The sequence below is a fragment of the Streptomyces sp. TLI_053 genome (assembly GCF_900105395.1).
GTDB lineage: Bacteria > Actinomycetota > Actinomycetes > Streptomycetales > Streptomycetaceae > Kitasatospora.
Map to the genome: position 1 here is coordinate 6,921,500 of NZ_LT629775.1, position 19,193 is coordinate 6,940,692.

Annotated in this window: 19 protein-coding genes and 1 pseudogene; 8 read left to right on the forward strand and 12 right to left on the reverse strand. The window is 72.9% G+C overall.

Translation table 11 applies throughout. The features are described from left to right. The first annotated feature begins 55 nt into the window (after positions 1-55). Together BLU95_RS28845 and BLU95_RS28850 are read left to right on the forward strand one after the other, a co-directional pair. Positions 56-1,060, forward strand: a complete 1,005-nt coding sequence (locus BLU95_RS28845) for a hypothetical protein (protein WP_159425028.1) — start codon at positions 56-58, stop codon at positions 1,058-1,060. A 224-nt stretch (positions 1,061-1,284) separates the two neighbouring features. After that, complete coding sequence (locus tag BLU95_RS28850) at positions 1,285-2,094, forward strand: hypothetical protein (RefSeq protein WP_093862541.1); 810 nt, start codon at positions 1,285-1,287, stop codon at positions 2,092-2,094. A gap of 52 nt (positions 2,095-2,146) precedes the next feature. Here BLU95_RS28850 and BLU95_RS28855 read toward each other — a convergent pair. Beyond that, positions 2,147-2,344, reverse strand: a pseudogene (locus tag BLU95_RS28855) (Uma2 family endonuclease); the annotation flags it as partial. 226 nt (positions 2,345-2,570) lie between these two features. Between BLU95_RS28855 and BLU95_RS45630 the strand changes: the two are divergent. After that, positions 2,571-4,121 carry a putative Ig domain-containing protein gene (locus tag BLU95_RS45630; protein ID WP_093862542.1) on the forward strand — a complete coding sequence of 517 codons (1,551 nt, stop codon included), beginning with the start codon at positions 2,571-2,573 and terminating at the stop codon, positions 4,119-4,121. A gap of 72 nt (positions 4,122-4,193) precedes the next feature. Here the strand turns inward: BLU95_RS45630 and BLU95_RS28865 are convergent, their stop codons facing one another. The 4 genes from BLU95_RS28865 to BLU95_RS28880 all read right to left on the reverse strand — a co-directional run bounded on the left by BLU95_RS28865 (position 4,194) and on the right by BLU95_RS28880 (position 6,912). Continuing rightward, positions 4,194-5,069, reverse strand: a complete 876-nt coding sequence (locus BLU95_RS28865) for a ribosome-inactivating family protein (RefSeq protein WP_093862543.1) — start codon at positions 5,067-5,069, stop codon at positions 4,194-4,196. A gap of 49 nt (positions 5,070-5,118) precedes the next feature. Continuing rightward, a complete protein-coding gene (locus BLU95_RS28870) occupies positions 5,119-6,054 on the reverse strand; it encodes an aegerolysin family protein (RefSeq protein ID WP_093862544.1) in 936 nt (311 codons plus the stop codon). A gap of 94 nt (positions 6,055-6,148) precedes the next feature. Beyond that, positions 6,149-6,403 (reverse strand): hypothetical protein, encoded by a 255-nt coding sequence (locus BLU95_RS28875; RefSeq protein WP_093862545.1) that lies wholly within the window; start codon positions 6,401-6,403, stop codon positions 6,149-6,151. 188 nt (positions 6,404-6,591) lie between these two features. Then, positions 6,592-6,912: a hypothetical protein gene (locus BLU95_RS28880; RefSeq protein WP_093862546.1), complete on the reverse strand. Its 321-nt coding sequence runs from the start codon at positions 6,910-6,912 to the stop codon at positions 6,592-6,594. A gap of 186 nt (positions 6,913-7,098) precedes the next feature. Between BLU95_RS28880 and BLU95_RS28885 the strand changes: the two genes are divergently transcribed. Further along, positions 7,099-8,454 carry a helix-turn-helix transcriptional regulator gene (locus BLU95_RS28885; protein ID WP_107452609.1) on the forward strand — a complete coding sequence of 452 codons (1,356 nt, stop codon included), beginning with the start codon at positions 7,099-7,101 and terminating at the stop codon, positions 8,452-8,454. Between the two features lie 90 nt (positions 8,455-8,544). Here the strand turns inward: BLU95_RS28885 and BLU95_RS28890 are convergent, their stop codons facing one another. Then, complete coding sequence (locus BLU95_RS28890) at positions 8,545-9,600, reverse strand: serine hydrolase domain-containing protein (protein ID WP_093862548.1); 1,056 nt, start codon at positions 9,598-9,600, stop codon at positions 8,545-8,547. A 28-nt stretch (positions 9,601-9,628) separates the two neighbouring features. Next, positions 9,629-10,507: a helix-turn-helix transcriptional regulator gene (locus BLU95_RS28895; RefSeq protein ID WP_093862549.1), complete on the reverse strand. Its 879-nt coding sequence runs from the start codon at positions 10,505-10,507 to the stop codon at positions 9,629-9,631. A 163-nt stretch (positions 10,508-10,670) separates the two neighbouring features. On the opposite strand from BLU95_RS28895, the gene BLU95_RS28900 reads away from it, so the two are divergent. Then, positions 10,671-11,420, forward strand: a complete 750-nt coding sequence (locus tag BLU95_RS28900; RefSeq protein WP_093862550.1) for a dienelactone hydrolase family protein — start codon at positions 10,671-10,673, stop codon at positions 11,418-11,420. Positions 11,421-11,499: 79 nt separating this feature from the next. Here the strand turns inward: BLU95_RS28900 and BLU95_RS28905 are convergent, their stop codons facing one another. Together BLU95_RS28905 and BLU95_RS28910 are read right to left on the reverse strand one after the other, a co-directional pair. Then, positions 11,500-12,615, reverse strand: a complete 1,116-nt coding sequence (locus BLU95_RS28905; protein ID WP_093862551.1) for an NADAR family protein — start codon at positions 12,613-12,615, stop codon at positions 11,500-11,502. Between the two features lie 63 nt (positions 12,616-12,678). Continuing rightward, complete coding sequence (locus BLU95_RS28910) at positions 12,679-13,818, reverse strand: PucR family transcriptional regulator (protein WP_093862552.1); 1,140 nt, start codon at positions 13,816-13,818, stop codon at positions 12,679-12,681. Between the two features lie 87 nt (positions 13,819-13,905). Here BLU95_RS28910 and BLU95_RS28915 point away from each other — a divergent pair, with 87 nt between their 5' ends. Beyond that, entirely contained in the window at positions 13,906-14,976 is a 1,071-nt protein-coding gene (locus BLU95_RS28915) for a ferredoxin reductase (RefSeq protein WP_093862553.1), read from the forward strand. 7 nt (positions 14,977-14,983) lie between these two features. After that, positions 14,984-16,105: a fatty acid desaturase family protein gene (locus tag BLU95_RS28920; RefSeq protein ID WP_093862554.1), complete on the forward strand. Its 1,122-nt coding sequence runs from the start codon at positions 14,984-14,986 to the stop codon at positions 16,103-16,105. Positions 16,106-16,125: 20 nt separating this feature from the next. Here BLU95_RS28920 and BLU95_RS28925 read toward each other — a convergent pair whose 3' ends face one another. Together BLU95_RS28925 and BLU95_RS28930 are read right to left on the reverse strand one after the other, a co-directional pair. Beyond that, on the reverse strand, positions 16,126-16,806 hold the full coding sequence (locus BLU95_RS28925) for a DUF4097 family beta strand repeat-containing protein (RefSeq protein ID WP_093862555.1): 681 nt from the start codon (positions 16,804-16,806) through the stop codon (positions 16,126-16,128). Positions 16,807-16,879: 73 nt separating this feature from the next. Next, complete coding sequence (locus BLU95_RS28930; protein ID WP_093862556.1) at positions 16,880-17,227, reverse strand: DoxX family protein; 348 nt, start codon at positions 17,225-17,227, stop codon at positions 16,880-16,882. Positions 17,228-17,515: 288 nt separating this feature from the next. On the opposite strand from BLU95_RS28930, the gene BLU95_RS28935 reads away from it, so the two are divergent. Further along, positions 17,516-18,124: a hypothetical protein gene (locus tag BLU95_RS28935; RefSeq protein ID WP_093862557.1), complete on the forward strand. Its 609-nt coding sequence runs from the start codon at positions 17,516-17,518 to the stop codon at positions 18,122-18,124. Between the two features lie 204 nt (positions 18,125-18,328). On the opposite strand, the gene BLU95_RS28940 is transcribed toward BLU95_RS28935, so the two are convergent. Beyond that, positions 18,329-19,129, reverse strand: a complete 801-nt coding sequence (locus BLU95_RS28940; protein ID WP_159425029.1) for a class I SAM-dependent methyltransferase — start codon at positions 19,127-19,129, stop codon at positions 18,329-18,331. Between the last annotated feature and the right edge of the window lie 64 nt (positions 19,130-19,193).

The following is a 19,193-nucleotide window of genomic DNA, read 5'->3' on the forward strand; positions in this document are numbered from 1 at the left end:
CTCTTGTCGGGTCGGGATCATGTCGGCGGGGACGAGCAGACTGCACGGAGTGTGCATGAGAGAGCACCGAGAGAACATCCGGGGGAACGCCATGAGGTCCTTCATCAAGGTCGGCGCGGCGGTCGGCAGCGCGCTGCTGCTGGCTGCGTGCTCCGGGGGCAGCGACGGCGGATCGGGCGGCGGCAGCAGTTCGGCGGCGTCCAGCCCGTCGGACGGCTTCAGCGCGCTGCCCGCGCCGACGTACACGCCGACGCCGACGCCCACACCCACGCCCACGCCGTACGGGCCGGTCCTGGCGGGCTACGTCGACCCGGTCAGCACCGCGCTCGGCAAGATCAACCCCGCCGCGGACCTGACCGGCTTCATGGCCGCGCTCCAGGAGGCCGCCGGCGCCGCCAACTCCGCGAGCAGCGGTCTCGGGCTGAGCGACACCCCGGCGGGCGTCGGCACCACCAAGCGCCAACTGGTGACGGCGTTCTCGCAGCTCGCCACCGACCTGACCAAGATCCGCACCGACATCAAGGCGAAGACCTACTGCACCACCGGTTCCGCCTTCGCCCAGGTCGGCCTCTCGGAGGGCCTCAAGGCCGTCCCCGGCGCCCTCGCCGAGATGACCGCGGCCGGCTACACCACCAACTTCGCCGTCCCGCAGACCCCGCAGCCGCAGACCCGGACGCTCGACAACGGCTCCTTCGTCACCAAGGGGCGGCTGCGCGGCGAGGGCGAGCTGAACATCGACAACACCGAGGGCACCACCGACTCGGTCGTCTCGCTCTCCAAGACCGGCAAGGCCGTCCACTCGCTGTACGTAGGCAAGGGGAAGAAGGCCTCGATCAAGGGCATCGAGGACGGCACGTACGACGTGTTCTTCTCCGACGGCATCGACTGGGACCCGTCGCTGAAGATGTTCACGCAGGACTGCAGCTACACCAAGTTCGACGAGACGATGGCCTTCGAGACCGGCAAGACCTACTCGATCTGGTCGATCACGCTGACCGCGAAGGTCGGCGGCAACGCGAAGACCAGCGACGTGGACGAGCAGAACTTCCCGCAGCCGTAGCGCCGGCCGCCCGGGACCCGCGCGGACGTCGCCCGCGGGTCCCGGGCGGGCCCGACGGGTGACGTCCGCGCGGGTCGGTGCCCGCGCCGGGTGCCCGTCCGTCCCGGCGGACGCTGCCCGTCCGTCCCGGCCGCGGTGCCCCGGGGGCGGGGCGTCGGTCGCGGGTGGGCCCGGTTGCCGTCCGCTCCCGGTCAATTGTCAGTGGCCCGTGCCACACTCCCGCCATGGCCCCCGAACCGCTCGCCGCCCTCACCTTCGCCGCCTGGCGCAGACTCGACCTCGCCGCCGCCACCCGGATCGCCGCCCAGGCCGCCGACGGCGTGGGCGGGCGGCTCGAGCGGGTCGGGACGGTCGAGCACCTGGGGGCCCCGCTGCACCAGGTGCTGGTCGAGCGGGGCGGGCGGATGTACGCGCTGATACCGGGCGGCCGGGTCACCCTCGGCTTCGACGCGGCGTCCTGGCGGCCGTCCGCCGAACTCCTCGCGGGCTACCGGGAGGAGAGCGTCGACCGGGGCTTCGGCGACGCGGACGTGCACGCCCACCTCGCCCGGGTGCTCGGCCCGCGCCGGACGGTCACCGTGCCGACCCTGCTCATGGCCGTCGAGGACGAGCCGATCGAGGAGGCGCCCGCCGACATGCCGGCCCTCCTCGCCCGTGAGGGCCTCCGGCTGCCCACGCCCGACGAGTGGGAGCACGCCTGCGGCGCCGGCGCCCGCACCCTGTTCCGCTGGGGCGACGAGTGCCCGCTCGACCGCCTCCCGTACGGCGACGACACCGGTCCGCACGCCGGGCCGAACGCCTTCGGCCTGCTCATCGCGCACGACACCTACCGCTCCGAGATCACCGCCGAGCCCGGCCTGATCCACGGCGGTGACGGCGGCGAGTCCGTCTGCGGCGGTTACGGCACCTTCCTGTCCTGGCTTCCGCTCGCCACGGCCAACCGCCACCCCGACCTCGCGGCCTACATCTACGGCGAGGAGGGCGAGGACCTCGTCGACTGCCTCTCCACCCGCCCGGTCCTCGACCTGCGCTGACCCGGCCCGGCGGTGGTGAAGGGTCGGCCCTTGGGGGCCGTGGTCGGTGCCGTCAGAATTCGGTGGTGTCCAGGACGACGTCCAGCGGCTCCGGAAGCCGCACCTCCACCCCGAACGGGTGCGGCCCCTCGACGAGCGTGTACCCGAGTCGACCCGGTCGGGAGAACAGTGTGCACGCCCGCTCCTGACGGTCGACCAGGAGGTGGACCGGCGCGCCGTACTGCGAGTAGCGGCGCCGCTTCGCCGTCCGGGGCAGTGTGCCGTGCGGGGCACTCCTTCCTCGTGGGCCCGGAGCATCGCGCTGCCCGGTGCGCATTCGTCCAGGAGCCGCAGGTGGCCGGTTGATGGTGGCTCGGGTGGATTCGCGCGTGTGACTTCTGCCCGATCGGTTGACCGATTGAGGTGACCATGGCACTTTCGTGCGGCGCGGGCGTCCGCAACCGGTCGTACGCCCCGCATCCCCCACAAGGAGAGCCATGCTCAAGAGACTTGCCGCCGCGTCCGCCGCGAGCGCTGTCATCGCCGGGGTCCTCACCTCCGTGGCAGTCGCCCCCGCGCAGGCGGTACAGGCCGGTGACCTGGCGTCCACCATCGCGCTGAGCAACTGCTCGGCCTCGCTGGTGCGTTACCCCTCGTCGGTCGACACCGACCGGGCCCTGATGCTGACCAACGGCCACTGCCTGCCGACCATGCCCCCCGCCGGCCAGGTCATCCAGAACCAGACCGCCAGCCGCAGCGGCACGCTGCTCAACGCCTCCGGCGGTTCGCTCGGCACCGTGCAGGCCGACAAGGTGCTGTACGCGACGATGACCGGCACGGATGTCGCGCTGTACCAGCTCACCGACACCTTCGGGTCGATCACCTCGAAGTTCGGCGCCACCGCGCTGACCATCAACGACACCCACCCGGTCGACGGTTCGGCGATGTACATACCGTCGTCCTACTGGAAGCAGACCTGGAACTGCTCCGTCAACGGCTTCACCGACCTGCGCGAGGACGCCTGGAGCTGGCGCGACTCGATCCGCTACAGCTCCGGCTGCAACACCACGCACGGCACCTCGGGTTCGCCGATCGTCGACGCCGCCACCCGCAAGGTCGTCGGCATCAACAACACCGGCAACGACGACGGCCAGATGTGCACCCTCAACAACCCGTGCGAGGTCGCCGCCGACGGCACCACCACGGTGCACCAGGGCCAGAGCTACGGCCAGGAGACCTACTGGTTCACCACCTGCCTGGGCAGCGGCCGGGTCATCGACCTCAACGTCAGCGGCTGCCTGCTGACGAAGCCCGCGGGCAGCGGCTCCGTCTCGGTCGCCAACCCGGGCGACCAGTCGACGGCGGTGGGCGGCGCGGCGAACCTCAGGATCACGGCGAGCGGCGGCTCGACCCCCTACACCTACTCGGCGACGGGCCTGCCGGCCGGTCTGTCGATCAACGCCTCCACCGGTGTCATCAGCGGTACCGCGAGCACCGCGGGCACCTACAACGTCACCGTGACGGCGAAGGACTCGGCGGCCAAGTCCGGTAGCACCAGCTTCACCTGGGTGGTCTCCGGCGGCGGTGGCGGCACCTGCACCCCGGCGCAGCTGCTCGGCAACGCGGGCTTCGAGACGGGCACGGCCGCGCCGTGGACCGCCTCCAGCGGCGTCGTCGACAAGTCGGCCTCGCAGGCCCCGCACGGCGGCACCTGGAAGGCGTGGCTGAACGGCTACGGCTCCACCCACACCGACAGCCTCGCGCAGACGGTGACCGTGCCGACCGGCTGCAAGGCGACGCTGAGCTTCTACCTGCACATCGACACCGGTGAGTCCGGCACCACGGCGTACGACAAGCTGACGGTCCAGGCCAACGGCACCACGCTGAAGACCTACTCCAACGCGGACGCGGCCGCGGGCTACCAGCTCCGCAGCCTCGACCTCTCGGCCTACGCGGGCCAGTCGGTGACGGTCAAGTTCACCGGCACCGAGGACTCCTCGCTGCAGACCAGCTTCGTGATCGACGACACCTCGGTCGCCACCAGCTGACGTCCGGTCCGTTCGACGACGACGCGGCCCCTCGGAGCGCACTCCGAGGGGCCGCGTCACGGGCGGTGGCGGTCAGTTCATGTTGCTGTTCAGCATCGACATGTAGGTGGCGCCCTGGGCGAAGCTGCGCAGGTCGATGCCGCCGAGTCGGACCGAGGGCGTGGTGTTGTTGTTGCGGGCCCGGTACATGTAGCCGGAGCCGCGGCCCCAGTCGTTCTCCTCGGCGGCCTCCTGGGCGTTCAGCTGGGTGTTGCCGCCGAGGCCGTCGCGGACCCGCGTCTCGATGTTGCGGAAACGGCTGGCCTCGGACACGACGGCGATCGCGGCGACGAGGTCCTCGCGGAAGTTGTTGTAGGTGGTCCCGGTGGAGGCGTAGCCCCACAGCCGGTTCATCGCGCCGACCAGGTTGTTATGGCTGATCGACACCTGACGGGTGCTCTGCGAGGCCTCCAGGCTGTGGTTTCCGCCGTAGCGTCCGTTGAAGGGGAGTCGGATGGCGTTGCGGCCCAGCGCCTGGCCCAGGTCGTAGGGCGCGTCGGGCTCGTTGGCGAACTGGACGACCACGCCGGCGTTGCCGGTGGAGAAGCCGCGCAGGTAGAGGTTGTCGGCCGTGAGGTAGAGGGTGAGCGTCCGGGTGCCGTCGTTGGTCGTGAACTGGGCGTTGACGGCGATGACCTCGTTGGTGCGCGGGGTCTCCCAGACCGTGCCCTCGCCGCCGTTGCCGCTGATGATCGGGCCGATGTTGTGGATCGACCGGATCATCTGGGTGTACGAGGCGCGGCGGTTGTCCACGTTGCCGCTCCGCAGGTCCCAGTTGATGGTGTGGACGGGGACCTGGAGGATCGAGACCTGGCCGGCGCCGGGCTGCGGTGCGACGGCCTGGGCGGCGGGTGCCACGCCGGCGAGCAGGGGGAGGCAGAGGAGGGCGGCGGTGAGCGTCCTGCGCATGGGGAACTCCTTCGGGTGGTGAGGGCTTCGAGGGCGGAGAGGCCGGGGATCAGTTGACGGTGAAGGTCACTTCGGCGTTCTTGCCGCCGCCGCCGGAGGTGGTGCAGTTGTGGCCGGACGGGACCTCGCAGCTGTAGCTGTTGGAGCCGGCGAAGGGGTTGCTCCAGCGGAAGGTGACCTTGCCGCCGCCGGAGAGCAGGTACTCGGCACTGCCGGCGGTGCCGGTGGCGAACCCTTCGGACTCGCTCTGCCAGCGGGCCCGGTCGCCGTTGTTGATGGCCGACGGGGGCAGGCTGTTGCCGGTCCAGATGCCGCCGTCCAGGCCGGCGCCGATCCGGCCGAGCAGGGCGCCGGAGTAGTTGTTGACGTTGACCTTGACGCTGCGGACGGGGGTGACGGCAGCGGTCAGGTCGGAGTCGGAGGCGGTCTTCGCCGAGAAGGCGGAGGGGCCGCCGGTGAGGGTGAAGGCCACGTTGGCGTTGTTGCCGCTGCCGCCCGACCAGCTGCACTGGTAGCCCGCGGGGGCGTCGCAGCTGTAGGAGTTGCGGCCGGAGTAGGGGTTGTTCCAGCGGAGGGTCACCGTCTGGTTCCAGTCGCTCGCGAAGCGGTAGACGGTGTAGCCCTCGGTGCCGGTGGCGAAGCCGCAGGACTCGCTCTTCCAGGAGGCGGTGACGGTCTTGGCGATGGCGTCCTGCGGCAGGCCGTCGCGGGACCAGCAGCCGTGGGAGAGACCGGAGTCGGTGCGCTGCAGCTGCTGCTGGGTGCTGTTGCGGAAGGAGACGCCGGTGCTGCGGGCGGCCTCCTGGACGGTGACGGCGCCGGTGGCGGGGGCGGTCGTGACGGTGTCGGGCGAGGGGGCGGCCGTGAGGCTGCTGGGCGTGGGTGCGGCCTGGGCGGCCGGGGCGAGGGCGGCCGCGCCGCCGAGGAGGGTGGTGAGCAGGGCGGCCGAGGCGGCCCAGCGGGTGGAGCTGGCGAGCGTGGGCATGACAAGTAATCCCTTCGAGGATGGGGAGGAGGGGCCTGGAGGGGGAGGGGTGGCCGGGGGCGGCCGTCGGGTCAGCGGGCGTGGACTGCTGCGGTCACTCGACGTACCAGAGGTCGAAGCTGCTGCCGGTGTTGTTCGGGTTGCACTCGAAGCGGCTGTACAGGCCCAGTGCGACGCTGAGCGAACCGGCCTGGTTGCACTGGGCGTAGGTGCCGTAGTGGCCGCCGTAGACCCGGTAGTCGTTCGTCTGTGCGCTCGCGGCGCCGGTGGCGACCGCGAGGAGGGCGACGGTCGCGCCCAGGGTGGCGGCCAGTCTGCGGACCGGGATCGCGCGCATGCCGAAGGTCATGGTGTTCCTCTCGTCGGACGCTGTCCGGGGCCGTCGTCCTGGGCTCCCGGAGGCGTGCTGGTGGTGTGTGCTGTGCTGTGCCGGGAGCCTGTGCGCCTGGTCGGCGCCGAGACCGGGGTCGGGCCCGCATCCACCCAACCGGCGACGGATGGCACCCGTCGCCCCCTCACCCGGTCTCCCGGGCGGCTCTAGTCGAGCGGCTTGCGGGGGCACCAGGAGTCGCCCCAGGCGGTCGTCACGGAGCACTGGCGGCCGGAGTCGGCGCCGCCGTGGCCGTCGCGGCCGTCGAGGTCCAGGAGGTTGCCGAGACGGTCATCGAGACTGCCCGGCTTGTCGGCGTTCCCGGGCTTGGCGGCGTTCCCGGGCTTGGCGTCGTGGGCGCCGCCGGGTGTCGCGGTGACCGCCGGTCCGGGGCCGGAGTCGGCCGCGAGGGCGGCGGCCGCGCCGCCCCACCACGCGCCGGTCCCCAGCACGACCGCGACCAGTGTCCGCACCACGATTCCGCGCATGACTCAACTCCCGTGAAATTGACCTCGGTCCGATGCCGGCCGGTCCTCGCCGCCCTGCGGAGCACCTCGCGAGTCACGCTGCGGAGCACCGCCCCGGCCGTGGTCACAACCCTGCCAGTCGGCGGATGGTCCGTGCACCGTTCGCCAGGGATCATGAGCCTGCCAGGCACTTTTAGGAGGCATGCGATGGAAGCCGAGACCGAAGTGGCGGCCGACGCCGCGGCCACGATCCCCGGCGTCGACAGCGCGGCCGTCACGCTCTACCGCTGGACCGTCGTGCACGGGCGGCTCACCCCGGCCACCCTGGCGCAGGCGGCCGTCGAGACCGGCATCGGCGAGACGGACTGCCGGCGGGCCCTCGCGGCACTCACGGAGGCCTGCCTCCTCCAGGTCCTCCCGCCCGCGGCTCCCGGTGCCGCCCCCGTCGGCTGGCAGCCGGTGAGCCCCCAGGCCGCCACCGCGCAACTGCTGTCCGACCGCGACGCCGCCCTGCGGGCCGAGGAGGAGGCCCTGCGCGCCCAGCGCCGACGCATCCAGCAGGAGCGCGACGGCCTGGCGGCCCTGGTGCCCGTCTACCTCCAGGCGCGTCAGCACGCCTACCCGCAGGGCACCATCGACCACCTGCCGGACAAGTTCGCCGTCCGCGCGCTGCTCTGCGACGTCATCGACTCCTGCCGCAGCGAGGTCCTGGTGTCCAAGCACGGTGGCTCCTTCCCGCCGGCCGCGCTCCGGGAGGCCCTGCCCCGCGACCTGGCCGTGCTCGGCCGGGGCGTCCGGATGCGCAGCCTGTACCAGCACGCCACCCGCTTCGACCAGCCGACCAGGCTGCACGCGGAGCAGCTCATCGGCGCGGGCGCCGAGATCCGCACCCTGCCCGAGGTCCTGCCCCAGATGATCATCGTGGACGGGGCGCTGGCGCTGCTCCCGGCCCGGTCGGGCGGCGCGCTCGTGATCCGCGAACCCGACCTGCTGTCCTATCTGCTGGACGTCTTCGCACGCGACTGGGAGAACGCCACCCCCTTCGCGACCGGACCGCAGGCCGCGCACGACATCGCCGTGACCGTCAAGCAGAGCATCCTCGTCCTGCTCGCCAAGGGACTCAAGGACGAGTCGATCGCGCGCCGGCTCGGGATCTCGCTGCGGACCTGCCGTCGGCACGTCTCCGAGATCCTGGAGGGCCTCGGGGCGCACAGCAGGTTCCAGGCCGGTGTCTTCGCCGAGCGCCAGGGGCTCACCGCCCATCCGGCACCGGCGCCGGCACCGGCAGCGGCAGCGGCACCGGCGTCGACGCCCTCCCCGGCCGCGCCCGACTGCGCGCCCGGGGCCGCGCCCGCGCCCCCGCCCGAAGGCGCGCCCGGCTCCGGGGATCCCGCCGCCGACGCCCGCTGCCCCGCCTGCGGCGAGTCGCTCGCCCAGCAGCAGCGCCCGAACGGCAGGCCGCCCACCTACTGCTCCTCCCGCTGCCGCTCCCGCGCCTACCGCGCCCGGGGCAGGGACCGGTCACCCGGAAGCGTCACGAAACCGGCGGCCACCGTCACGTAACCCGGGGGATCCGGCTGCGGAGCGTCAGCGCCGACCGGTGCGAAGGTGGAGCGGGAAGTCGATCCCGCCGACTTCCCGCTCCGCCCGCCGTTACGGCCGGGGAGCGCTTAGGGCCGTGTCGAGGGCGGCGAGTACGGCGTTCGCGGCCGCGTCGGTGGCGGGGGACTCGTTGACGGCGACGGTGGCCCGCCGTCCGCCGGGTGCCATGGCCGTGACGATGTGATGGCCGGCCCTGGTGGAGCCGGTGTGGCCGGTCCGGACGCCGCCGCAGGAGAGGGGCTCGGTGATCAGGCCGAGCCCGTACCGGCCTTCGCTGCCGAGCCGTTCGGGGTCGCCGGGCACGGTGCTGAGCATCTCGGCGAGCTGTCCGGCGGGCAGGAGGCGGCCCCCGAGGAGTGCGCCCAGGAAGCGGTCGACGTCGGCGGGCGTCGAGATCAGCGCGCCGCCCGCGCCGCCCGCCGAGGTGTTCCAGCGGGTCCCGTCGACCCGGACGGGCCTGCCGTCCCGTTCGGCCGTGAAGTAGCTGTGCGAGTGGCGGCCGCGGATGTCCTCGGCGTCCCCGGGCCAGTAGGTGTCGTGCAGGTGGAGCGGGTCGATGATCCGCCGGGTGACCTCGTCCTCCGCACTCCGGCCGGTGACCTGCTCGACGACGAGCCCGGCGAGCACGTAGTCGGTGGTGGAGTAGTGCCAGCCGGGCTTCGGGTGCGGCAGGCCGAGGGCCGCCGCCACCAGCTCCTCCGGCTCGAAATGGTGGTGACGCAGCCAGTCGACGTCCGCGTCGGCGAGTGCGTCGGCGTGGTCCGGCAGTCCGCCGGTCTGCTGGAGGAGTTGGCGGAGGGTGATGCCGCGCCCGTCGTAGCCGCCGCCCCGGACCAGGTCGGGCAGGTGGTCCGCCACGGTGTCGTCCAGCGACAGCCTTCCCTCGGCGGCGAGTTGGAGGACGACGGTGGCGGTGAAGGTCTTGGTGACGCTGCCGATCCGGAGCCGGTCGGCGGCGCTCGCCGGCCGGCCGGTCCGTACGTCGGCCGTGCCGCTCGCTCCGGCCCACGTCCCGCAAGCGGGATCGACCACCTCGACGACGGCGCCCGCGAGCCGGTGTTCGCCGGTCAGACCGTCCAGCGCGCCCCGGAGCGCCCCGGGGCTCAGGCGTCCTGGGGCTCAGGCGTCCTGGGGCTCAGGCGTCCTGCGGTTGGCGGGCGGGCGGGACCGTCGAGTCGGTGGCCCAGGTGGTGAGGAGTTGCAGCGCGGCCTCGGTCGGCCCGCCCGGGACGGGGGTGAGGGTCACCAGGCGCTGGCGCTCCGGGCCGGAGAGGTCGAGGGTCTCGTAGGTGAAGGTGAGCGTCCCCACGGCCGGATGGCGGAAGCTCTTGGTGCCGTGGGTGCGGACCTCGACGTCCGCCCGGGACCAGAGCAGCCGGAAGGTGTCGCTCTCCGCACGCAACCGGTCGATCAGCCGGGCGAGTCGCCGGTCCTCGGGGTGGCGGCCGGCGGTGGCGCGGAGCTGGCCCACGGTGTCGGCGGCGAGCCGGTCCCACTCGACGTAGAACTCCCGCGCCTCGGGGGCGAGGAAGAGGAACACGGCCAGGTTCCAGCTGCCCGGCGCGGCGGACGCGCCGTGGACGAACAGCCGCTGGGCGACCGGGTTGAGCACGAGCACGTCCAGGCGGTCGCTCAGCACCATCGCCGGGACCCGTACGTGCTCCAGCAGCCGCACCAGTTCCGGGCGGGCCGCCACCGCCCGGTCCGGCGCGGGCCCGTCGGCGGGACGGTCCTTCCGGCCGGGCCGGGCGAGGCGGTGCAGGTGCTCGCGCTCCACCCGGTCCAGCCGGAGCGCCTCGGCGAGCGCGTCGAGGACCTCGTCGGACGGGTGCTTCGCCCGGCCCTGTTCCAGCCGCTGGTAGTACTCGACGCTGATCCCCGCCAGCTGCGCCAGCTCCTCGCGCCGCAGCCCCGGCACCCGGCGCCGTCCGCCGCCGCGCAGCCCGGCGCTCTGCGGGGTGACCAGGGCCCGGCGGGCCTGGAGGAACTCCCCGAAACCGTGGTGATCGTCCATGCGGGCCAGTATGACCGGCGCGGGCGGCCCGACCGGTGCTCAGGGTGGCCCTGGCAGTACCCGTAACAGCGGGGCCTGGGCGGTCGGGTCCGGCCCGGACAGGCTGGGACGTGTTCGAGGGAGCCGCCGGCTCCCGCACCGTCCCACCTGCTGAGGAACTCCCATGTGCCACCCCACCGACAGCCGCCCGCCCGCCGCCCCCGTCGTCACCGGGACCGTCGCGGACGAGGGCCGGCTGGAGATCACCGCGGCCGACGGCAACCGGTTCAACGCCTTCCGCGCCGCCCCCGGCGTCCCCAACGGCCGCAGCATCCTGCTCCTGCCGGACCGGCGCGGCCTGCACCCCTTCTACGAGGAGCTCGCCCGGCGCTTCGCCGAGGCCGGGTTCCACGTCATCGCGTTCGACCTCTACGGCCGCTCGGCCGGACTGTCCCGCCGGGACGCCGACTTCGACTGGGCCACCCACATGCCGCTGCTGGAGCCCGCCCACGTCGAGACCGACGCGGCCGCCGCCCTGGCGAAGCTGCGGGAGTGGAGCGGTGACCCGGTGTTCGGCGTCGGCTTCTGCCTCGGCGGCTCCTACTCCTGGCGCCTCGCCGCCGCCGGCCTCGGCCTGGCCGGCGCGGCCGGCTTCTACGGAGTCCCGCGCTTCTTCGGCGACCGGGCGGAGCAGCTGACGGCACCGCTGCTGATGCTGCTGGCGGGGGAGGACGTGGTGACGACGCACGAGGAGTTCGCGGAGTTCACCGGGCGCCTCGAGCGGGCCGGCAAGGAGTACGAGCTGAAGGTGTACGAGGGCGCCCCGCACTCCTTCTTCGACGACAGCGCCGAGGACTGGAGCGAGGCGTGCACCGACGCCTGGCACCGCCTGCTCGCCTTCACGGGGGTCCAGGCCGGCGCCCCGGCGGTGTGAGGACGGTACGCCCGCCGCTTTTCCGTCCCCGCCGAGGCCGACCTCGGCGGGGACGGGCGGGGTACGGCGCCGGGCACGCTCAGATCCCCGGGACCCCCGCTCGTCGTGCCAGCAGCTCGGAGCGGACGAGTTCGAGCAGGCGCCCCGACCAGTTGCGCCCGTGGCCCCCGTTGTCGCCCCAGAACGCGGAGTTCATGTCGTCGTAGATCACGGTGCCGTCGCCCGTCGTCAGGAGGATCTCGGCCAGATCGGGGTGCTGGTCGTACTTGGCGCGCAGCAGGAGTGCCATGACGGCGGTTCGAGCGTGTTCCCAGCCCTCGTGGCGGGGGGCCTCGGTCGCGAGCTTGCGTGCCGCGGTGGCGGTCCCCGCGGCGGCGACCGCCTGTCGGGTCTCCGGATCTGCGACCGACAGGGCCCAGTACGCGTGGGTGACGGAGGGATAGTCGGCGCCCGAGACGGTGATCGGGGCGGGGTAGTCGTGCCGCAGGCCGAGCTTTCCGGGGTCGTCCACCTGCCGGATCGTGAACGAGTGCGGGAGCACGACGGTCGGGGCCTGCGGTGTCGCCGGTCCGTCCGCCGGGACGCGGGTGGTCGGCCCGGCCGTCCAGCGCTTGTCGAAGTACGCGAGGGCGCTGTCGTAGTCCTCCTGCGAAACCGTTCCGTCGTACGACAGACAGGTCCGGTTGCCGGGCCCCGCCAGCAGGAGTCGCAGCGGCCGGTCCTTGATGTCCATGTCGCCCAGCGCGTAGCTCCGCCTGGTCTCCGGGACGGCCAGGAACGCGGCTCGGGCCGCGGCCCGGTTCTCCTCGGTCCGGTCGGCGAGGAAGACGTCGACGGCGGCCAGGCAGCGTCCGATGGAGTCGGGTCGTTCGTTCAGCCGGTCGATGGTGTCGCGGACTTCGGCGAGCAGGAGTGCGGGCGTGATCCAGCTTCGCGGCTCGCCGAACCTCCACTCCCCGAAGTCGTCGGCGGAGGCCTTGCCGCCCTCCGGAAGGCTGGTGGCCACCCAGCCGGTGCGCAGCTTCTCCTCGAACTCCTCGACCGTGACGAGCCCGCAGCAGTCGACGAGTCCGTCGGCGTAGATGAAGAGGTCGGTGAGGAAGTAATGGTCGCCGCTGCGGATGAAGGCGTGCCGCCAGGTGCCGGGTATGTGGAGCCCGTCCGCCGTGCGATACGTGATGCATTTGCCGGTCATCCTGGGATTGTGCCGCAGCACTCGCCGGGTCGAGGGCGGCGCTAGGACTCCCGTCGGGGCGGGTCAGGCGGTCCGGAGGCCGACCGCCAGGGTCAGTTCGAGGACCCGCTGCGGTGAGCCGAGGTCGGGGAACAGCTCCCGCAGCTGGGACATCCGGTACCGGACCGTCTGGGGGTGGACGAACAGGGCCGCCGCCACCTCGTCGCGCCGGCCCTGGTGCAGCAGCCAGGCCCGCAGGGTCTCCTCGAGGCGCCGCGCGGTCGCTGGGGGCAGGGTGTGCAGTGGTGCCAGGGCCCGGGCGCGGAGGTCCGCGAACGCCTCCGGGTCGGCGCTCAGCACCAGCTCGGGCAGGTGGTCCTCGGTGTCGCGGATGTCGGGGGAGAGGGAGCGTGCGCGTGCGGCCCGTGCGTACGAGGCGGACACCCGGGTCCAGGGCAGGGCCGGGCCGACCACGGCGGTGCGGTCGGTCAGCTGCCGCAGGAGGTGCGACCGGTCGGCATCGGGGACGAGCAGCACGCCGGAGGCGTCCGGCAGATCGTCGAGGACGAGGGTGTTCGGGTCGAGCGAGCGGTGGGCCGGCCGGGCCTGGTCGGCGGCCAGCAGGACCGCGGTCAGTGAACCGGGGGGCGGCCAGCCGGCCCGCTGGGCGGTGGCGAGGAGGACGTCCGGGTTCGCGTCGGCGAGGAGGTCGCGGGCCAGTTGTTCCAGGTGGCGCTCGCGCACCCGGCCCCGGGCGGCCAGTTCGTCGGCGTGGCCCGCGGCGCTCGCGGCGGAGAGTTCGTCGATGTAGGCGAACGTCAGCTCGGCGAACCTGGCGACCTCGGCGGCGGGCAGCCCGGCCGGGACGGCGCCCGCGGCCAGGCTGCGCCAGGCCACCCGGGCGCCGACCCGGTACGCGCTGAGCAGGGCGTCCATCGAACGGCCGTCGCGGACCTCGCCGCGGCCCAGTTCGTAGGCCGCGTCCCCGGCGTCGCCGCCCGTGGTGCTGCCGCTCGCCAGGTCGAGGTAGTGGCCGAGCGCGGTGCGGACGGCCCGACGGATGGTGACGCCCATGCGGCCCGAGAGGGCGTTGGCGTAGGGAGGGACCTCGTCGATGATCGCCTGGACGACCTCGTCGGCGGTGGTACCCAGCGCGGCCCGGAGCGCGGTGACCGTCGTCCCGTCCAGGGCCAGTTCGCTGGCGCTCCGAATGGCATGACCCATGGTGTTGTTCCCTGCGAACAATTCGGCTGACCGGATTCACGTCCTGCAGACAAGACTTTACCCCGAGGGGCGTATGAAGCTGGAGCCATGACGAGTACAGCCCTCCGCAGCAGGGCGTGGAAACTGCTGGAGACGGTCACGACGCCGCTGTTGCCGTCGGACTACCTCGACCTGGTCAGCCCGCTGCGGGCGGGCGCCGACCTGCGGGGGCGCATCGAGGCCGTGCACCCCGAGACGGCGGACGCCGCGACCGTCGTGATCAGGCCCGGCCGGGGCTGGCGCGGCCACACCGCCGGCCAGTACGTGCGGATCGGCGTCGACGTCGACGGGGTGCGCCTGTGGCGCACCTACTCCCTCACGTCGCCGACGCACCGCCGGGACGGCCGGATCACGATCACCGTGAAGGCGGTCCCGGGCGGAAAGGTCAGCAACCACCTGGTCCGCGGGGCGAAACCGGGCACGCTGGTCCAGCTCGACCAGGCCGGTGGTGACTTCGTGCTGCCTGCGGCCAGGCCCGCCAAGGTGCTCTACCTGACGGCCGGCAGCGGCATCACCCCCGTGATGGGCATGCTGCGCGACACCGGGCTCGACGACGTCGTGATGGTCCACTCCGCGCCGCGGCCGCACGACGTGATCTTCCGCGAAGACCTGCACGGCCTGGTCGCGGACGGGAAGCTGCGGCTCGTCGAGGTGCACACCGGCACCGACGGCAGGCTCGACCTCGCCCGTCTCGGTGAGCTCGTGCCCGACTGGGCCGAGCGCGAGACCTGGGCGTGCGGGCCGGCGGGCCTGCTCGACGCCGCCGAGGAGCACTGGGCCGGGCACGGTGTCCCGGAGCGCCTGCGCACCGAACGCTTCCGCCCGGCCGCCGCGGCGGCCGGGGAGGCCGGGGAGGGCACCGGCGGCGCGGTCACGTTCAGCACCACCGGCAGGACCGTCGACGCGGACGGCACCACGCCGTTGCTGGCTGTCGGCGAGGAGGCCGGGGTGCTGATGCCGTCCGGGTGCCGCATGGGCATCTGCTTCGGCTGCGTCACCCCGCTCAAGGCGGGCGCCGTCCGCGACCTGCGCACCGGCGAGATCACCGAGGCCGAGCCGGGCGTCCTCATCCAGACCTGTGTGTCCGCCGCGGCGGGCCCCTGCGACATCGAACGGTAGAGGCAACGTGACCGCCATCGACCCCACCGCCCACCTGACCGCGGAGCAGATCGAGGAGCTCGGCCGCGAGCTGGACGCGATCCGCGACGAGGTGATCGCCGACCGAGGCGAGAAGGACGCCGCCTACATCCGCAAGGTCATCTCGGCGCAGCGCAAGCTGGAGCTGGCCAGCAGGGGTGTGCTGCTGTTCTCGATCTTCCCGCCCGCCTGGCTGATCGGCACCGCCGGCCTGTCCGTGGCGAAGATCATGGACAACATGGAGATCGGGCACAACATCCTGCACGGCCAGTGGGACTGGATGCGGGACCCGAAGATCCACTCCACCGCCTGGGAGTGGGACCACGTCTCGCCGTCCGACCAGTGGAAGCACTCCCACAACGAGCTGCACCACACGTACACCAACGTGATCGGCAAGGACAACGACCTCGGCTACGGCATCATGCGCGTCGACGAGGACCAGCGGTGGCACCCGTTCCACCTCGGCCAGCCGCTGTGGAACTTCCTCAACGCCTGCTTCTTCGAGTACGGCATCGCCGCGTACGACCTGGAGCTCGGCAAGAACCTGCGCAAGCGCCGCCGCAACAACCCGGAGTTCCGCGCCCGGGTCAGGGCCGTGGGCCGCAAGATCCGCAAGCAGGTGCTCAAGGACTACGTGGTCCACCCGCTGCTGTCGGGCCCGTCGTTCCTCACCACCCTCGCCGCGACGTTCACCGCAAACCTGGTCCGCAACCTCTGGACCCACTCGGTGATCATGTGCGGGCACTTCCCCGAGGGCGTGCAGGTCTTCGAGCGCCGGTCGATCGAGGGCGAGACGCGCGGCCAGTGGTACCTGCGCCAGATGATGGGCTCGGCGAACATCAGCGGCAGCAAGGCCATGCACTTCATGACCGGCAACCTGTCGCACCAGATCGAGCACCACCTGTTCCCGGACCTGCCGAGCAACCGGTACGCGGAGGTCGCGGTGAAGGTGCGCGCGCTGTTCGAGAAGTACGAGCTGGTGTACGTCACCGGGCCGCTGCCCAAGCAGGTGTTCTCCGCCTGGCACAAGGTCTTCCGGCTCTCGCTGCCGAACCGGAAGCCCAAGGGGGGCAGGACGCCGGACCGCGAGCGGGAGCTCGTCGCGGCCTGACCCCGGGGGTCCGCATCCGTTCAGAGGGTGCGGACGGCGATGTCGCCGTGAGCGGTGGTGGCCGTGACGGCCAGGCCCGAGGCGGCCGGGCCCGTGGCGCCGGTCCTGGTCAGGCCGTCGTGGACGCGGCCCCGGCCGGTGGCGGCGGTCAGGGTGGCGGAGGTGCCGCGCGCGGCACCGACCGTGATGTCGCCGTGCCCGGTCCGCAGGTCGAGCGCGCCGCCGGTGGCCTCGGTGACGGTGAGGTCGCCCCTGCGGGTGCTGATCCGGGCCGGGCCGGTCAGGCGGCCGAGGCGGATGTCGCCGGACTGGACGGTGAGGTGGGCGCCGGCGGCCTCGTCGAGTTCGACGAGGCCGTGGGCACCCTCGAAGGTGACCTCGCCCAGGCGGCCGACGCCGCGCAGCTCGCCGAGCGCTGCCGTGACCTGGACCCGGGAGCCGGCCGGCAGCCGCACGGTCACCGCCACCTTCCCGGCGCTCCCCAGGGCCCGGCTCCTCGCCGGTTCGGCCGAGATGCGCAGCACCCCGTCGCCGCAGCTGACCCGCACCTGAGCGGCGGCCTTCACGTCGTGGCTCCTCGACGCGTCGGCGGGGAGGACCTCGACGGTGGTGTCGGCGCGTTCGGCGGCGACGAAGCGCACCGAGGCGGCGGGGACGTCGACGGCGGCGGTGAGCGGGGCGGGGGTGGCGAACTTCAGCATCGTGGTTCTCCTGTGGCTTGCGCGTGCTTGCCCGCGCCTGGCTGGTTGCCTGCTTGCTTCCGGCACCGGAGAGTCAGGAGGCGAGGCCCAGGCCCAGGGTCACCGCGACGGGGGCGAGGTAGAGGAGCGGGAACGCCACGGTCTTGAAGGAGCGGGCCCGCAGGCAGGTGATCACCGCGCCGAGGAAGTACAGGATCAGGCCGATCGCGGCGGCGACACCGAGGGCCGGGACGGCGAGGCCGACCAGCAGGCCGGCCGCCCCCGCGAGCTTCGCCAGCGCCAGCGGGCCCCACCACGAACGCGGCACCCCGTACTCGACGAGCGGCTGGGTGACGAACTCCGCCCGCCGGGCGAGCGAGACACCGGAGAAGCCGACCCAGAGAGCGCTGACAACGGCGAGGACGACGTGGGCGACGGACATGACGAATACCCCTGATTCGGATGGAGGGAGTGGCGGGAGACGGGCGGACCGACTCCCGCCCCGCCCCTGCCGCACTTGCTCGAACACTCCACTGACCCGCCACCCGCACCGGATGTGACAGCCCGGCGAAGAATTCTTTCGAGGCTCTTCCCCGGGCGTTGTCGCCCGGGCGCGCGGAGGAGGGGACTTTCGGCGTTTCGCCGCTGAACCGGTGCCCGCTGCGGGATCGTTGCCCACGAGGCGCGGCGAACGGCCCGTGCCGAGCGGGCCGACAACGGAGGACCGTCGATGGCTGAACGGCAGACGTGGACCACGGACGAGTTCGGGTCCTCGCACGAAGGGTCCATCGGCGTGCTCCTGCCCGACGGCACGGTCCCGCAGCCCGCGCACTTCCCCCTGTCGTCCGGAGGGGGCGGGCACACCACCTCGGAGTGGAGCGTCTACGACGGCCGCTTCAGCCTCACGCCCAGGGCACACGCCCTGCGTGCCGTGTGCTCGTGCGGCTGGACCGGGAACGAGCACCCGCTCGACTGGGAGCAGATCGGTGAGCAGAACCTCCGGGCCGCTGCCTGGGACCTCGCGGAGGAATGCGAGACGGAATGGTGGGACGGGCACACCGTCGCGGTCGAGAAGTCGGCCGTCGCCGTCCCGGAGGACATCACCGACCTGCTGCGCCTCGTCTCGGAGAAGATCGAGAAGCTGGCCCGGCAGTCGCCGCTGGCGGCCGTCCGGGCTGCCAGGCTGCTGGAGGTGACCGCCGTCCGGTCCGGGTACTGGCCGGCCCACGACGTGCGGGCCAAGGCGAGCTCCGATGAGGCCGCCGCCGCGTTCGGCCTGAACGAGGACGACACCCGGTACCTGCTCGCGCGATTGGGTGACTGGAACCCGTACAGCTGAGGTCCTGAAGGCAGGACCTCGGGACCGACGTCCTGGTGGACCTCTCGTGGTGCTGCGCCGTTCCGCCGACGGGTGGACCGAGGCCCTGGATTCCTGCGCAGGAAGTCGGATGCGCCGACTTCCTGCGCAGGGCGGCGCGGGCCCTGCCGAGTCGGCAGGGCCCGCGCTGTGGGGTGGGGCAGTGGATCGTTGCGGGCGCGGAGGTCAGTGGCGGCGGGTGAGGAAGAGGTCGTGGATGTGCTCGACCGGGACGCCGTCGCCGTGGGAGTCGAGGACGGCGGCGGTGTCGGCGAGGGCCTGGGCGCGGTGGTCGGAGGGGAGGGCGGCGTACATCGAGAGGGAGGAGAGGTAGGCGAGGTAGTCGGCCGTCCCGTAGTAAGCCTCCTCGCGGAAGCGCAGTGAGCGGAGGTCGGTGAACCGGTCGTCCGTCGCGCAGTCGACGGCCGGCCAGTGGCCGAGCATGTCGGGCCAGTGCCCAGGAGTGTCGCCGAAGGCCGAGGCGAGGACGGCGTGCGGGGTGTGGGTGAGGCCGTGGCGGCGGTCGACCTCGGTGAGGGCGGCGTGGAGGGCGGGGTCGCGGATGCCCAGGGGGTTCCAGAACAGGGCGATCGTGCCGCCGGGGGCGAGGGCCTCGTGGGCGAGGTTCCAGCGGCGGGCCGGGTCGATCCAGTGCCAGGAGGTCGCGGCGAAGAGCAGCCCGAAGCGGGTGTCGGTGGGCTGCCGGTCCTCGAAGTTGCCCACCTCGATGCGGACGTGGGGGTGGGCCGCGGTGTTGCGGCGCAGGACCTCGGCCATGCGGGGGTCGGGTTCGACGCAGGTGAGCGGGCTGGTGAGGGCGGTGGCGAACGGGACGGTGGCCTTGCCCGTGCCTGCTCCGACCTCGAGGGCGGGGCGGTCGCCGAGGGCGGCGTAGTCCAGGACGGCGGAGACGAGGACAGCGGGGTAGCCGGGGCGGACCGCGTCGTATATCTCGGCCACGCCGCCGAAGAGTTGGCGGCGGGTCATGTCGATGGGGTCGGGGGAGGGCGTCACGGAGACCTTTCGGAGCGTCGACGGCCCGCCCGCCATG